13 protein-coding genes are annotated in these 15794 nt (G+C 58.2%); 4 read left to right on the top strand and 9 right to left on the bottom strand.

The genetic code is table 11. From position 1 onward, the window contains the following. Positions 1 to 17: 17 nt before the first annotated feature. Genes PQR63_RS14120 through PQR63_RS14130 form a run of 3 tightly spaced genes read left to right on the top strand, consistent with a single transcriptional unit; the run spans position 18 to position 3048 of the window. The gene (locus PQR63_RS14120) at positions 18 to 983 is read left to right on the top strand and encodes a carbohydrate ABC transporter permease (protein ID WP_408168546.1); all 966 of its coding nucleotides are present in this window, start codon (positions 18 to 20) and stop codon (positions 981 to 983) included. After that, complete coding sequence (locus PQR63_RS14125; RefSeq protein WP_408168547.1) at positions 973 to 1872, top strand: carbohydrate ABC transporter permease; 900 nt, start codon at positions 973 to 975, stop codon at positions 1870 to 1872. The genes PQR63_RS14120 and PQR63_RS14125 overlap by 11 nt, the downstream gene beginning before the upstream one ends. Before the next feature lie 36 nt (positions 1873 to 1908). Then, on the top strand, positions 1909 to 3048 hold the full coding sequence (locus PQR63_RS14130) for an ABC transporter ATP-binding protein (RefSeq protein ID WP_408168549.1): 1140 nt from the start codon (positions 1909 to 1911) through the stop codon (positions 3046 to 3048). A gap of 65 nt (positions 3049 to 3113) precedes the next feature. On the opposite strand, the gene PQR63_RS14135 is transcribed toward PQR63_RS14130, so the two are convergent. The 5 genes from PQR63_RS14135 to czcI all read right to left on the bottom strand — a co-directional run bounded on the left by PQR63_RS14135 (position 3114) and on the right by czcI (position 10885). Then, positions 3114 to 3773: a flavin reductase family protein gene (locus PQR63_RS14135; protein WP_408168550.1), complete on the bottom strand. Its 660-nt coding sequence runs from the start codon at positions 3771 to 3773 to the stop codon at positions 3114 to 3116. A gap of 701 nt (positions 3774 to 4474) precedes the next feature. Then, positions 4475 to 7690 carry a CusA/CzcA family heavy metal efflux RND transporter gene (locus PQR63_RS14140; protein ID WP_408168552.1) on the bottom strand — a complete coding sequence of 1072 codons (3216 nt, stop codon included), beginning with the start codon at positions 7688 to 7690 and terminating at the stop codon, positions 4475 to 4477. Between the two features lie 50 nt (positions 7691 to 7740). Further along, the gene (locus tag PQR63_RS14145; RefSeq protein WP_408168554.1) at positions 7741 to 9018 is read right to left on the bottom strand and encodes an efflux RND transporter periplasmic adaptor subunit; all 1278 of its coding nucleotides are present in this window, start codon (positions 9016 to 9018) and stop codon (positions 7741 to 7743) included. A gap of 12 nt (positions 9019 to 9030) precedes the next feature. Next, the gene (locus PQR63_RS14150) at positions 9031 to 10311 is read right to left on the bottom strand and encodes a TolC family protein (protein WP_408168556.1); all 1281 of its coding nucleotides are present in this window, start codon (positions 10309 to 10311) and stop codon (positions 9031 to 9033) included. A gap of 76 nt (positions 10312 to 10387) precedes the next feature. After that, positions 10388 to 10885: a cation efflux protein, CzcI family gene (gene czcI, locus PQR63_RS14155; RefSeq protein ID WP_408168558.1), complete on the bottom strand. Its 498-nt coding sequence runs from the start codon at positions 10883 to 10885 to the stop codon at positions 10388 to 10390. A 162-nt stretch (positions 10886 to 11047) separates the two neighbouring features. Between czcI and PQR63_RS14160 the strand changes: the two genes are divergently transcribed. Continuing rightward, positions 11048 to 11299 carry a GlsB/YeaQ/YmgE family stress response membrane protein gene (locus PQR63_RS14160; protein ID WP_408168560.1) on the top strand — a complete coding sequence of 84 codons (252 nt, stop codon included), beginning with the start codon at positions 11048 to 11050 and terminating at the stop codon, positions 11297 to 11299. 100 nt (positions 11300 to 11399) lie between these two features. Here PQR63_RS14160 and PQR63_RS14165 read toward each other — a convergent pair whose 3' ends face one another. The 4 genes from PQR63_RS14165 to PQR63_RS14180 form a co-directional block, all read right to left on the bottom strand. Beyond that, positions 11400 to 12560, bottom strand: a complete 1161-nt coding sequence (locus PQR63_RS14165) for an MFS transporter (RefSeq protein ID WP_408168562.1) — start codon at positions 12558 to 12560, stop codon at positions 11400 to 11402. A 275-nt stretch (positions 12561 to 12835) separates the two neighbouring features. Continuing rightward, on the bottom strand, positions 12836 to 13984 hold the full coding sequence (gene dgoD / locus PQR63_RS14170) for a galactonate dehydratase (protein WP_094565122.1): 1149 nt from the start codon (positions 13982 to 13984) through the stop codon (positions 12836 to 12838). A gap of 119 nt (positions 13985 to 14103) precedes the next feature. Further along, positions 14104 to 14757, bottom strand: a complete 654-nt coding sequence (locus tag PQR63_RS14175) for a 2-dehydro-3-deoxy-6-phosphogalactonate aldolase (protein WP_408168564.1) — start codon at positions 14755 to 14757, stop codon at positions 14104 to 14106. 59 nt (positions 14758 to 14816) lie between these two features. Further along, the gene (locus PQR63_RS14180) at positions 14817 to 15794 is read right to left on the bottom strand and encodes a 2-dehydro-3-deoxygalactonokinase (protein ID WP_408168566.1); all 978 of its coding nucleotides are present in this window, start codon (positions 15792 to 15794) and stop codon (positions 14817 to 14819) included.

A 15794-nucleotide genomic window follows, 5' to 3' on the forward strand; every position in this document is an offset into this window, starting at 1 on the left:
GGGTTCAGGAGACATGCATGTCCAACTCAACAGTTTCCCTGTCGTCGACTGGCGCTGGTGGCAACAACGCTGCTGGCAAAGCCGCACTGCGGCGCAGTGGAAAATTCGCCGCACTGGCCGATAACTGGCTGCCGCGCCTGGTCTTATCACCGACCATCATTTTGTCGCTGGTATTTGTTTACGGCTTTATCGCACTCACAGGCTATCTGTCGCTGACCAACTCGCGCCTGATGCCCAACTACGAATTCGCAGGCTTCGATCAATACAGCCGGTTGTTTGCCCTCGACCGCTGGTGGACTGCAGCCAGCAATCTCGGCATTTTTGGCGGTCTGTTTATCTTGCTGTGTCTGGCCATCGGCCTGTTCATGGCGATTCTGCTGGATCAGAAAATCCGTGCCGAAGGCGCATTGCGCGCCGTGTACCTGTATCCGATGGCGCTGTCTTTCATCGTGACCGGCGCTGCATGGAAGTGGATTCTCAATCCCGGCCTCGGCCTGGAAAAAATGATGCACGACTGGGGCTTCGCCAACTTCAGCTTCGACTGGCTGGTCAACTCCGACATGGCGATCTACACCGTCGTCATTGCCGGTGTGTGGCAGTCGTCTGGGTTTGTGATGGCGCTGTTTCTGGCCGGTTTGCGCGGTATCGACGACTCCATCATCAAGGCGGCGATGGTCGACGGCGCGAGCTTGCCGACCATCTATCGCCGCATCGTCATCCCGGCGTTGCGCCCGGTGTTCTTCAGCGTGTTGCTGGTGCTCGGTCACATTGCGATCAAGAGCTTCGACCTGGTCATGGCGCTGACTGCAGGCGGGCCAGGCACCTCGACGGACTTGCCGGCGATTTTCATGTATCAGTTCTCTTTCACGCGTGGACAGTTAGGCCTTGGCGCCGCTTCCGCCGTGATGATGTTGGCGACCGTGCTGGCCGTGCTGGTGCCTTTGATGTATCTGGAAACGAAAGGAACCCGCAATGGCCGTTGATACCTTCGCCTCAAAAGGGAACCCGAACCAGGAGCGCAAGCCGCTCACCATCGGCCGCGTGCTGATCTATGTGTTGCTGGTGCTGGTGGGCCTGTACTATCTCGCGCCGCTATACGTAATGATCACGACGTCGCTGAAGTCGCTCGACGAGATCCGTAGCAGCAATCTACTGGCGCTGCCGATGTCGCCGACCACCGCTGCTTGGGGCAAAGCCTGGGACAGCGCCTGCACCGGCGTTGACTGCGGCGGCCTGGCGCCATTCTTCTGGAATTCGCTGAAGATGACGATCCCGGCCGTGCTGATCTCGACATTGATCGGTTCGCTCAACGGCTACGTGTTGGCGCACTGGCGCTTCCGCGGATCCGAAGCATTGTTCGCCGCGCTCATGGTCGGCTGCTTTATTCCGTTTCAGGTGGTGATTCTGCCGATGGCGCGTTTGCTGGGCATGTTCGATCTGGCCAACACCACGCCGGGTCTGATCTTCGTGCACATCGTCTACGGTATCGCCTTCACCACGCTGTTCTTCCGCAACTATTACGTGACCGTGCCGGAAGAGCTGGTCAAGGCGGCGCGCATCGACGGCGCAGGATTCTTCCTGACCTACCGCAAGATCATCTTCCCGCTGTCGCTGCCGATTTTCATGGTCTGCTTCATCTGGCAGTTCACGCAGATCTGGAACGACTTCCTGTTCGGCGTCGTATTCGGCGGTTCGGATGCAAAACCAGTCACTGTGGCGCTGAACAATCTGGTCAACACCTCGACCGGCGTGACGGAGTACAACGTCAACATGGCGGCTGCGATCATCGCTGCACTGCCGACGCTACTGGTCTACATCTTGGCAGGCAAGTATTTTGTGCGTGGCCTGACTGCTGGTGCAGTCAAGGGTTAAGCAGTTCAAGAAGAAATTCATGGAGATGTAATAGAAATGGCAAGCTTATCAATTCGCAACGTACGCAAGGTTTACCCGAACGGCAATGAAGTCCTCAAGGGCATCGATCTGGAAATCGAAGACGGCCAGTTCCTGATCCTGGTCGGCGGCTCCGGCTGCGGCAAGTCGACGCTGCTCAACATGATCGCCGGTCTGGAGACCGTCTCCGAAGGCGAGATCATGATCGGCGACCGCGTCGTCAACAACGTCGCTCCGAAAGAACGCGACATCGCCATGGTGTTCCAGTCGTATGCGCTGTATCCGACCATGACAGTGCGCGAAAACATTTCCTTCGGCCTCGGCATCCGCAAGATCCCAAAGGCTGAACAAAAGGAAATCGTCGAGCGCGTCGCCAACATCCTGCAAATCACTCACCTGCTGGATCGTAAACCGGCACTGCTGTCCGGTGGTCAACGCCAACGCGTGGCAATGGGCCGCGCGATTGCGCGCGATCCGTCGCTGTTCCTGTTCGACGAACCACTGTCGAATCTGGACGCCAAGCTGCGCGTCGAAATGCGCGCCGAAATCAAGCGCATGCACCAACGTCTGGGCAGCACCATCGTCTACGTCACGCACGATCAGATCGAAGCGATGACCCTCGGCGATCGCATCGCCGTCATGAAGGATGGCGTAGTCCAGCAGTTCGGCAGCCCGCAAGAAATCTACGACTCGCCGAGCAACCTGTTCGTAGCCGGCTTCATCGGCTCGCCGTCGATGAACTTTCTGCGTGGCAAACTCACCACCGATGGCTCCGCCCCGGCGTTCGAACTCGACCACGGCGGTCGCAAGACCTTGCTGACTTTGCCGCTGAACGGCCACACCGATGCAGTTGCAAAGTGGGTAGGCCGCGACATCGTCCTCGGCATCCGTCCTGAACACGTCACTGACGCCATGAGCGCTCGCAATGGCGACCCACTGAGCAACGGCAACTACCGCCCGACCGAAGTCGACTGCACGGTAGAACTGACCGAGCCAACCGGCCCGGACACATTGGTAGTGGCGCGCTTCAACGATGCGCCGGTGACATGCCGCACGCATCCGCGCGCAGGTGCTCTGCCGAATGAGCCGTTGAAGCTGGCGTTTGATCTGACCAAGGCGCTGTTGTTTGATCCGGCTTCGGAGCAGCGGATTGCTTGATCTTCGGGATCCTGCAACGTAGTAAAAAAATCCCTGCGGCAGTCATGTCGCAGGTTTTTTTTATCTCACAACTTTGCTATAGGCTCGTACGCTTTTTCTGGTATTTCAGCGAGTCTGGAAGCGTGCACCTGTCCGCTGAGTCCATAGAATTTCTGGAAGCTCATAATCAGTGGTGACCACTTGTCCGGATTGATTCGATTAGCGTTCCCTTCCATGAGCAGATCGGGGTGGACGTGAATGCGCTGGATCCGCACTTCGATCAAACTGATGAAACCGCGCAGTTCGTCACTGTCTTCGCCGATGCCATGAGATGCCGCAACGACAGCTTCTAGCTGGATCGGACATTCGAGTGCGCGCGAAGCCCGGACGGTATCGGCTGCGACTCTCGTCATTCCCGCACGGCCGAATTTATCTGGTTCGTAGACGTAACCCAAAGCCTGCTTAAATTCGGAAACGGAATACGAGCCTGTGGTTCGTGCGATGCGATCGACAGCACCTACCTCATTGACTGATGGAAGATTCAAGACGCACTCGCCCGTGCGGAGAAGGTTGCGTGTAGTCTGTGATGCGGACGCGATACCAAGCACGCCTCGCCAACCCAGCCAAAAAGCCGACGACATGGGGGCAAGATTGTGCGTACCGTCTTCGTTGACGGTACTGATCAAAACAACGGGCGTTCCGAGATACAGGATGTGGGGTTCGACGACAACGTGTGGCGTATTCATGATTTCCTTGATTCGAGAGTAGACGGATTCATGATGAGACTTGCGCGCGTTTGATACACTCCGATTCTTGCTTGCCAATCCTCGTTGTGAGGATGTGGCGAGAGCGAGACTTTTTGCATTGGCTAAAACGTGAGTACGACCAGCGTTGCGTTAGTTGCGCATTTCAGATGGCGAAGACTTGAACTTTGTCTTATTCTCTCGTGGCAAGATTTCGATTTACTCCACTATCGCACTTCATATTTTCAATGTTCCAGCGACCATTCGGTAAGGCCGATCATTAGTGCTTCTCGGACGTTACGCGATGCTGGTATGCTCTAGATCTGAAATAACCATGTGGCGAACGGCTTCAGTCAGCAGCGGTCATGTTAAAAACCGAACTAATAGATGAACACAGATCCGACGCAAGAAATTTACAGGCGCAAAATACTTTGCTGCCCCTATTGCTTTATTTATACTCCTTGGTCCAATGAGTTTTGGAACGCCAGAGTTTGCGGGCATTGCAATCAGAAATTCTTTGTTTTCCGAGGACGATATCTGAAACGCAAGGAATGGTACGTCGCTCAAACCATCCTCGTTCTATGTGGTTTAGTGACTGTCGCTTTGATCATCCTTAGATAGAAAAGGCTGCAACCGGCCAGAAACAGGCAAGTCAAAAAATTGAAAAAGTCCCAGAACAATCATGTTGTGGGACTTTTTTATTTTTAAGGTAATGAAATATTTCTGAACTTGCCAATCCGCAGCCACGCTCGCAAGCGACTATGCCATGAAGACGATTTACCGGTCTCGGCGTCTTCCTCCGAATCCCCCGCATGCACCAACCGATACAACAACGGCAACACCAGCAACGTCAACAAGGTCGACGACAAAATCCCCCCGATTACCACGGTCGCCAGCGGCCGCTGAACTTCCGCCCCGGTTCCTGTTGCCAGCGCCATCGGCACGAATCCCAGCGACGCTACCAGCGCGGTCATTAGCACCGGCCGCAAGCGCGTCATCGCGCCTTCGAAGATGGCTTCGTCGAGTGAGCGTCCTTCTTCACGCAGCGTGCGGATGAAGGCGATCATCACCAGGCCGTTGAGTACCGCGACGCCGGACAGAGCGATGAAGCCGACGGCGGCGGAGATCGACAGCGGGATGCCGCGCATGGTCAGCGCCAGCACGCCGCCGGTCAGTGCGAAAGGGATCCCCGTGAACACGAGCAAACCGTCCTTGACGTTGTTGAACATCGCGAACAGCAGCACGAACACCAGCAACAGCGCCACCGGTACAACGATTTGCAGGCGTTGGGTTGCGGATTGCAGGTTCTCGAACTGCCCGCCCCATGCAGTCCAGTAACCAGCAGGGACTTTCACTTGCGCGCTGATCTGGCCCGCTGCATCGTCGACGAAAGAACCAAGATCGCGGCCGCGTACGTTGGCGCTGACGACAATACGGCGCTTGCCATTTTCCCGGCTGACCTGATTCGGACCCGGCGCGATGTCGAAGTCGGCGACTTCTCCCAAGGGGATGAAGCTGACCTTGCCATCGCTGTGCTGCAAGGGGATCGGCAGGCGTTTGATGGCATCGAGGTCGTTGCGCTCCTGTTCAGGCAGACGCACGATGATGTCGAAGCGGCGATCGCCCTGGAATAACGTACCGGTTTCTTTTCCGCCGATGGCCATTGCTATCGTGTCTTGCACGTCGGCGATGTTGAGTCCGTAGCGCGCCGTTTTTTCACGATCAATCTTCACGGTCAGCATGGGCAAGCCGGTTGATTGCTCGACCTTGACTTCGGTTGCGCCCGCAACCTTGCCGAGTACACCTGCGATTTTTACGGCGGTGTCGTTAAGTACGTCCATGTCGTCGCCGAAGATTTTTACGGCCACGTCGCTGCGCACGCCCGATATCAGCTCGTTGAACCGCAACTGGATCGGTTGCGAAAACTCGTAGCTGTTGCCGGGCAGCGCCGCCACCGCATCTTGAATTGCCTCCTGCAACTCGGCTTGCGTTTTCCTCGGCTTTGGCCATTCGTCTTGTGGCTTGAGCATGATGTAGCCGTCGGAGATATTCGGCGGCATCGGGTCGGATGCGACTTCGGCAGTGCCGGTGCGGGCGAACACGCGCTCGATCTCTGGGAATTTGTCCTTGAGCGTACGTTCCAGTTGCTGCTGCATTTCCACTGATTGCGTCAGGCTGGTGCCGGGGATGCGCAAGGCCTGAATCGCCAGGTCGCCTTCGTTGAGGCTGGGGACGAATTCGCTACCCAGTTTTGTTCCCAGTAAACCGCACAGCACGATAACCGCCGCGGCCAGCGACAACACGATCGGCTTGTTGACCATCGAGCGTTGCAGCAAGGGCGCATAGCTGCGCTTGGCAAAACGCATCAGTGCGTTTTCCTTTTCGTCGACCTTGTCGCCGATGAACAAGGCAATCGCCGCCGGGATGAAGGTCACCGACAGGATCATTGCACCCAGCAAGGCTGCCACCACGGTGAAGGCCATCGGCTGGAACATCTTGCCTTCGACGCCGGTCAGCGCAAACATCGGCAGGTACACGATCATGATGATGAGCTGGCCGAATAGCAGCGGGCGGCGCGCTTCGCGTGAAGCGGCGAAGACTTCATGAAAACGCTCGCTACGCGTCAATGGCCGGCCATGATGCTGCTGCGCATGCGCCAGACGCCGCACGCAGTTTTCCACGATCACCACGGCACCATCGATGATGATGCCGAAGTCCAGCGCGCCCAGGCTCAGCAGATTGGCGCTCACATGGTTCGACACCATGCCGGTGAAGGTGAATAGCATCGCCAGCGGAATCACCGTCGCCGTGATCACTGCGGCGCGGATGTTGCCGAGGAACAGGAACAGCACCGCAATCACCAGCACCGCGCCTTCGATCAGATTTTTCTTGACGGTGTTGATGGCCTTGTCGACCAGTACCGTGCGGTCATACACGGTGACGGCTTGTACGCCTTCCGGCAATGACCGGTTGATCTCGGTCATCTTCTTGTCGACCGCTTGCGAGACCGTGCGGCTGTTCTGGCCGATCAGCATGAAGACCGTACCTAGCACCACTTCGCGACCGTTCTCGGTCGCTGCGCCGGTGCGCAGCTCACGGCCGATGCCGACCTCTGCCACGTCGCGGATGCGGATGGCGACGCCCTGCACGTTGCTGAGGACGATGTTGCGGATATCGTCGATGGTGGCGACCTGGCCTGGTGCGCGTATCAGGTATTGCTCACCGCGTTTCTCGATGTAGCCCGCGCCGACGTTGGCGTTGTTACGTTCCAGTGCGGTCGCTACGTTTTGCAGTGTCAGGCCGTAGGAGGCCAGTTTGGCCGGCGAGGGGGCGACATGATATTCCTTGGCGTAGCCGCCGATGGAATTGATCTCGGTCACGCCGGCGACATTGCGCAGTTGTGGCTTGATGATCCAGTCCTGGATCTCGCGTAGGTCGGCGGGTGAGTAGGGCGTGCCGTCGGCTTTCTTCGCGCCGTCTTTGGCTTCAACCGTCCACAGGTAGATTTCGCCGAGGCCGGTCGAGATCGGTCCCATCGCGGGATCAATGCCGGAGGGCAGCTTGCTGCGTGCTTCCTGAATACGTTCGTTGACCAGCTGGCGTGCAAAGTAGATGTCCGTGCCATCCTTGAAGATCACGGTCACTTGCGACAAACCGTAGCGAGACAATGAGCGTGTCTGTTCCAGGTTGGGCAGGCCGGACATGACTGTTTCAATCGGAAAGCTGATGCGCTGCTCGGTCTCCAGCGGTGAATAGCCCGGTGCAGAAGTATTGATCTGCACCTGTACGTTGGTGATGTCAGGGACGGCGTCGATCGGCAGCTTCTGATAGCTGTAGACGCCATAGGCAGCCATGCCGAAGACGGCCAGCATGACCAGCCATCGATGCTCGATGGCGAAGCGGATGATGCGTTCAAACATGAGGGTATCCTTCTCTCTCGGAGGGGGAGGTGAAGTGGGGATGCGGCCGGTTAATGTGCATGTTCGGCGCTCCCTTTGCCTTGCTCTGCCTTGATGACAAAGCTGCCTTTGGCGGCGTAGATGTCACCAGCCTTGAGGCCCTTCAACACTTCCACCTGTTTGCCGTCGTTGCGGCCGAGCGTGACTTCCTGCTTGTTGAAGCCGCCGGGCACGCGGACGAAGACCACGTTCTTTTGTTCCATCGATTGAACCGCATCGGCGGCAATCGCCAGCGGCACATCCGTTTCTTGTTCTTGCGCCAGGACTTCGACGTTGACGAAGAGGCCTGGCCGCCAGGCATTGCCGGGGTTGGCCAGTACGACGTGCGCCTTGGCGGTGCGGGTTTGCTCGCCCAGCAGCGCGCCGACATAGGCGATCTTGCCGTTGGCGCTGGAATCGAAGGCGGTCGCTTTGACGATTGCGCTTTCACCGACGCGTACTGCATTTAACTCCTTGGCGGCAACCGTCATTTCCACCCATACGCTGCTCAGATCGGAAATCGTGAAGACATTGGCGTCTTCCTTGACCGCTTCGCCCAGCGCCAGATGCTTTTCAACCACGATGCCGTCGAAGGGTGCGCGGATCTCGAAACGGTTCAGCCCGGATGAAGCCTTGCTGACCGTGACACCGATGGCAGCCAGTTTTTGCTGTGCATTGCGCACGGCGATCTCGGCTTCTTTTAATGCCTGTGCCGCTTGCAAATAGTCTTGCTCGGCAGAGATCTTTTCTTCCCACAGTTTTTTCTCGCGCGCATGTGTGGATTGCGCCAGTGTCAGCCGTTGCTGGGCACTGAGCAATTCGCTGCGCTGTTCGGAGACGGCGCTGCTGCTGATCACGGCGAGTACTTGTCCCTTCTTGACCTGCTGACCGAGATTGGCGCTGACCGATTCGACCACGCCGCTGACTTTCGGTACGACGTGGGCGGTGCGATCCTGATTGAAACGGATTTCACCGGGCAATTGCAGGCTATTGCGGATGCGTCCCGTTGCGGCGGTTTCGAGAACGATACCGGCGGTTTTCAGTTGCGCGTCGCTGAAGGCAATTTTGTTTTCCTCCGCATGATCGTCATGTCCATTCTTTTCATCGTGTTTGTCTTTCTCATCGTGTTGATCGTTTTTGTCGTCTTTATGCTCGTCCTTGGCGTTTTTTTCTGCGGCGTGATCGTGGCCGCTTTCGCTATGGCTTTCCGCCGGGTCTGTTTTTGCCGGGCCGCTGAGGAGGATAAGCGCTGCCAACAGCGCAGTGATTACCGCGATGGCGGCGAGAGTCAGTTTTTGTTTCTTGGTCATGGCGTAATCCGATTACGGGTTGATATCTGCGGAACCGAGCAAGCGCTCCAGTTCGGCGGCGGCGAGATGGGCGTCCGACAGAGCACGCAGGTATTGCGATCTGGCCTGAAACAAAGTTCGCTGGGCGTCCAGGACTTCCAGGAAGCTGAACTTGCCTAGCTCGAAACCTTTGCCCGCAGCCAGATAGGCGCTTTGCGCTCCAGGCAGAATGTCACCGCGCAAAGCGGCAACTTCAGCATGGGCGTTGCGCAGCTTTGCGTAGGTTTGGGCCAGCTCGTTCTGTACTCTGGTTTCGGTCGCAGCGAGTTCATCGCGCGCCTTGTCGGTGCGTCGCAAGGCTTCGTCCAGGTTGCCCCGATTGCTGTCGAAGAACGGTAGCGGCATCGATACACCGACCACCCACATGTTGCGGCGGGCTTCTTCGTCACGTTTGGTGCCCAGGCTCAGTGTGGCGTCGGGAATGCGTTTGCTGCTTTCGACTTTGGTCAGCGCCAGGCGGCGTTCGACCTCAATTTTTGCGAGCCTGAGTTGCGGGGCATTGGCGCTGCGCCCGGCAATATCGGTGATATCCGGTAAGGGCGGCAATTGTTCTGCGGAGCCTTCTGCCAGCGTATAGCGTGGCGTGTGATTGCCCCACAAACCGGCCAGCCGACGGCGCGCCAGATCGAGTTCGCTGTCGGCCTGCATCAACTCCAATCTGGCGCCCGCAGAGGCGACCCCGGCTTTGCTTGCCTTTACTGGTGACACCTTGCCGGCGCTGACGCGACGGGCGGTGGCGTCGCTGGCGTTGCTTGCCAGGTCAGCCGATTCCTGTGCCAGGCGTTTGCGTTCCTGCGCTGTCAGCACGCTGAAAAATGCCGACGTCGCCGTGATGCGGATGTCGTCGCGTTTGGCTTGCAGCTCGACATGTGCAGCATCGCGGGCGCGTTCCGCGGCATCGATGCGCGCACCGCGTTTGCCACCTAGTTCGATGGCTTGGTTGAGTTGAAAGGTGGTAGTGCGGGTGCTCTTGCGGGTGTCTTCCATCAAGGCCGACAGTTCCGGATTCGGCCTCGCACCGGCCTGCACGATGGTGGCGTCGACGGCTTCCAGCTCGCGGCGTGCGGCTGAGAGTTCAGGGTTATGGGCCAGCGCCAACGCGATGGCGTTGGCAAGCGTGAGCGGCGCAGCAGCTTCTTGCTGACGACTTGCATAGTCGGCATGTTCGCCACTTAGCAGCTGCGCATGGGCAGGAAGATAGATGGGACCGGCGAGCAAAAGCGCCAATCCCAAGGGATAACAATAACGGGACATCGAATTCTCCGAACAAAAGGGAAGGAATTCGGCGAGTGGTCAGCAGTGAGGTGAAACGGGAAGACGACTCGCCGGCTCAGGCGGCGAGTGTCCAGTCGGGCTCTTCGGGGGATTCTCCGATATGGGAGAGGTACAGCAAGGGTAGGGAGGGGATGAAACTATTCTTGTCCTGCGCGGCGGGCTGCCACGCAGCGTGCGAGTTCATGGGCTTGCTGCAGGAGAAATGGCAAAAGCCGCAATCGGCGTCATCGCTTTCGCTCAGTTTTTTTCCGGGAGTCTGATCCTGCTTGCTGCCGGCATCGGCCGCATGGTGGCCGATATGCTGTGTACTACTTTCAGTTTCATGTTGGCAATACGATGCCACAGCCGCCCAGGAGAACTGGAGCGGCAGTAGGAGCAACAGGAAAATGATCAGGTAGCGTCGCATGGCGCGGCAATTATAGCCGTACTTGTTGGGAATGCATTCAAATCCGAAGTAAGCGATAGGAGGGATGGATTGATGAATGTTCTTTGAGCGAGAGATTGATTGTTGACGAGTAAATAGAAAATCCGTGATTAAAGAGCTGGATTTCAATTTCTTACAAATGTGTCGTCAACACGGATTATCGGGGCATCGTTGTTGATCCAGCCCTTGAGAAGGCTACTGCAGACTGCAGGAGGAGTCTCTCAGGCAAGGCGTCGATTGTCTGATTTTTTCAAATCAATCGATATGTTCCTTATTTTTCGAAGGTAAATCATGCATTACATTTTGATGTTCATCGTTGGTATTGTTGTCGGCGCGATTGCTCGCCTTGTTGTGCCGGGGAGCGAGCATTTCGGCATTTTGCTGACTGGCGTGCTGGGTATCGTCGGCTCGGTGGTCGGCGGCCTGATTGCCCGCTTGTTCAGCAAGCCTGCTGATGGCGCGTTCTTCCATCCGGCAGGCTTGATCCTGTCGGTGATCGGTGCGGTGCTGGTACTGGTGGCCTACAACCACTTTCTCCGTTGATGGGCAGTTGATATCGCTGTTGTTTCCGCGACCGCTATGAAAAACACCCCTTGGCAATTGTGCGAAGGGGTGTTTTTCATTGATGCGTCGACAGAACTTTTTACACCAGCGCTCTCGCCGCTCGGCGGTCCAGCATCGCCGACGTCAGCACTGTCAGGAAACCCAGTACCGACACGCCCGCGCCCAGCAGCGGCAAATCGGTCAACGGAAGACCCGCCGAAATCGCCAGCCCGCCCAGCCATGCACCGGTGGCATTGCCCACGTTGAAGGCGCCTTGATTGAGGGTCGATGCCAGATTTGGCGCGTCCTTGGCCTTATCCAGCACCCGAATCTGTGCTGCAGGCACGACTGCAAACGAGAACGCGCCCCAGATGAACATGGTGATCAGCGTCGGCAACTGGTAGTGGCTGCTCCACGAAAATTGCACGAGGATGAGCGCGATGCAGACGAACATCGAAAACAGCACCGGCATCAATCGCCAGTCGGCAAGACGTCCACCGATCAGTCCACCGACGGTAATGCCTGCACCGAACAGCAGCAGCACCCAGCTTTCCTGATGCGCGGTGAAACCGGTGACGTCGAGCAGGATGTAGGCGATATACGTCAACACGCTGAACATGCTGACCGAGGCCAGCGTGCTGGTCAGCAGCGCCAATTGAACTTGCGGATGAATGATGGCGCGGAATTCCTTGAAGATGCTGCCGCCTTGCATGGCGATTTTCTTCGGCAGGCAGACCCACAGCATGATGACGGCGGCAAGACCAATCACGGTAATCGCACCGAAAGTCGAACGCCAGCCCGCTGCATGTCCCAACGCCGTGCCGAAAGGCACGCCAAGAATGTTGGCGACCGTGAGGCCGGTGAACATCAGCGCCACGGCTTGGGCGCGCTTTTCACGCGGTACCAGCTCTGCCGCCACGACCGCACCGATACCGAAGAAAGCTGCATGACAAAACGCCGTCACCACGCGCGCCACCATCAGGAAGTTGTAGTTGGGCGCAATCGCGCACAGCACGTTGCCGAGAATGAACAGGCACATCAGGCCGACCAGTGCACGCTTGCGCTGCCACTTGGCGGTGAGGATCGCCAGCACCGGCGCACCCGCTGCCACGCCCAGCGCATAGCCCGACACCAGCATGCCCGCTGCCGGTGCAGACACGCCGAGGTCGCGTGCGACATCCGGCAACAGCCCCATGATCACAAATTCTGTAGTGCCGATGCCGAAGGCAGCGACGGCGAGGGCGAAGAGGGGCCAATGCATGCTTGAAAGTCCTGATGGGTTTTACTGCGGAAGGAAACCGCTATTTTACGTGGCTGCGGCCCGCTCTGCTGAGCAGATGCGGGCCGCATTGGTGAAATATATTGAAGAGAATCGTGCGAACTCAAAGAGATCGAAACCTGTTCGCGGTCCGTAGCGAGGAGTCATCAGCCGCCGCCGACCGGAGCGCAAGGACCGGAACGTACTTCAGGTACGTGAGGATCCTGAGCACCGTACGGTGGTGGATCATGGCTCCGCAGTAGGACCCCGGACAGGTTTTACCATTCGGCGAAGCTGCCGTCTTTGTGTCGCCAGATGGGGTTGCGCCAGCGATGACCGACTTCTGCACGCTGCTTCACATACTCTTCATTGATTTCAATTCCCAGCCCCGGCCCGTTCGGAATTGTCACATAGCCATCTTTGTAGCTGAACACTTCCGGCTTGGTGACGTAGTCGAGCAAGTCATTGCTTTCGTTGTAATGAATGCCGAGGCTTTGTTCCTGGATGAAGGCGTTGTACGAAATCGCATCGACCTGCAGGCAGGCTGCCAGCGCAATCGGGCCGAGCGGGCAGTGCAGCGCAAGGGCGACGTCGTAGGCTTCGGCCATGGTGGCGATCTTGCGTGTTTCAGTAATGCCGCCGGCGTGCGAGACGTCGGGCTGAATGATGTCGACGTAGCCTTCGCTGAGAATGCGTTTGAAATCCCAGCGTGAATACAGACGTTCGCCCAGCGCGATTGGCGTCGCGGTCAGATGCGCGATTTCTTTCAGGGCTTCGTAGTTTTCGCTCAAGACCGGTTCTTCGATGAACATCAGTTTGTACGGTTCCAGTTCCTTGATCAGGACTTTTGCCATCGGCTTGTGCACGCGGCCGTGGAAGTCGACGCCGATGCCGATGTTCGGACCGACGGCTTCACGCACGGCGGCGACGTTGGCCAGCGTGGCTTCGACCTTGTCATAGGTGTCGATGAATTGCAGTTCTTCGGTACCGTTCATCTTGACGGCGGTGAAGCCGCGTGCGACGGCGTCCTTGGCAGCCTTCGCCGTGTCGGCCGGACGATCGCCACCGATCCACGAATACACGCGAATGCTGTCACGCACCGGGCCGCCCAGCAATTCGCTGACCGGAACGCCGAGCGCCTTGCCCTTGATGTCCCACAAGGCCTGATCGATGCCGGCCAGTGCGCTCATGTGGATGGCGCCGCCGCGGTAGAAACCGCCGCGATAAAGGATGGTCCAGTGATCTTCGATGTGGCGCGGATCTTTGCCGATCAGATAGTCGGCGAGTTCTTCCACGGCGGCAGCGACGCTGTGCGCGCGGCCTTCGACGACCGGTTCGCCCCAGCCGACGATGCCTTCGTCGGTTTCAATCTTCAGGAAGCACCAGCGCGGTGGAACGATAAAGGTGGTCAGTTTGGTGATTTTCATCGGAGAGATATCCGTTTCTCTGAGTAGTGCCCAGCCATGGTCGATGGCAGAGCTGGTTAAATGCTTGGCCGGTTCTGGCGGCCGGCGTTTGTCTGGTTGATTCGTTTATTTTTCTGGCGTTAGCTAATGCTGGCGCTGGCAGCCGCACGGGTTTGCCAGGCGCTGACGAAGGCCTTGGCGTTTTCGCCGACGGTAGCTGCGGTCAGGCCGGGTTTGTACAGTGCCGAACCGAGGCCGAATCCGGACGCGCCCGCATCAATGAAGACCGAGACGCTGCTCGGCAGAATGCCACCCACCGGCAGCAGTGCCACCGATGCCGGGATGACCGCCCGCCAGGCCTTGACCACCTGCGGTCCGAGTTGCTCGGCCGGGAACATCTTCAGCACATCGGCGCCTGCCGCCAGCGCGGCGAAAGCTTCGGTGACTGTCGCCACGCCGGGCGCGCAGCACAGCCCGGCCTCTTTGGCGGCGGTGATCACACGCGCGTCGCTATGCGGCATGACGATCAGCTCGCCGCCGGCTTCCTTGACTTGTAAAACAGCTTCGGGGCTGAGTACCGTACCTGCGCCGATGATGCAATCGGCAGGCAGAGTGCGGCGCAGCGTAGCAATGCTTTGCAGCGGCTCCGGCGAATTGAGCGGCACTTCGATGATGCGAAATCCTGCTTCATACAGCGCGCTGCCGATGGCTTCGACTTCGTCGGGGCGTACGCCGCGCAGGATGGCGATGAGGCCACAGTCTCTGAGCGCACGTTGGAAAAGATTCTTCAGCATGGTTCTGCTTTCGTTGTGACTAAAACGTAGTGACGAAATGGGATCGGGTAATCAAGCAATCAGGCAATCAAGCCGGCGTGTTCGGCCAGTTTCCACAGACCGTGTTCAGTTGCTGCCTCTGCGATTTCCACTTGCGTGACACCATATAGCGCCAGCACCTGGCGATAGCGTTGGCACAGCATGTCGTCGCCGATCAACGCGATGCGCGCTTGCAGGCGGCCATCGGCCAATGCCAGTAGTGCAGCGATCTCGTGGCCGATCAGCAGGCCCGACAAATAATCGGACTGGGCGCGTGGCGACAGTTCGCCGGTCAGGCCCAGCGTGCGGCTGCTGAAAATGTTCGACAGCATGCCGGCACGGCCATCCGATGTTTTCGCCACGCCTGCACCGCGCAGGAAGGCGTCGTCGTCAGGTACGCCGTCGCGTTGCATGGTGCGGCCAAGGATGGTGTGATTGGACAGCGCGGCATACATCTCGCCGGTCATGAACGTATCGAAATGTGTAATGCGGCGACCAGTGACATGCACCCACTTGGAATGTGTTCCCGGCAGGCCGATCAGGATGTCTTCCACTTTTAACTGGTCGAGGATGCCGGCAACCTGTGTCTCTTCACCGCGAATCACATTGGGCAGGACGGAACGTTCGAGCAAGCCGGACACGATGTGCAGCGGCGTGCCGAGGCCGGTATCGACGGTGGTCAGCGATTTGCCGATGTTGCTCACGGCCAGCGGGACGTCGAGATATGGTGCTTCGCGCCAGCCCTGCTTACTGCCGACCATGCCTGCTGCGATCAGCGGCGTGCCGGGCGCCTCCCGCAGCCAATCGCCGCAGGCGGCTTGCAGTGCGCGTCGGAAGCCGGCGTCAGGGCTATCGGCGTTGATAGTATCTGCGCCGTTTTCTGCAGGAGGCAAATTCATGATGCCCCAGGGCAGCGCACGTTTGTCGACGACCTTGCCTTGTTTGTCGAAACGATAGGCGCGCAGGGATGACGTGCCCCAGTCGAGCGCAATCAGGCCGGTGGATGAAGATGTTTGCAT

Origin of the sequence: Herbaspirillum rhizosphaerae (assembly GCF_046025915.1) — a bacterium.
Classification (GTDB): Bacteria; Pseudomonadota; Gammaproteobacteria; order Burkholderiales; family Burkholderiaceae_D; genus Herbaspirillum; species Herbaspirillum rhizosphaerae_A.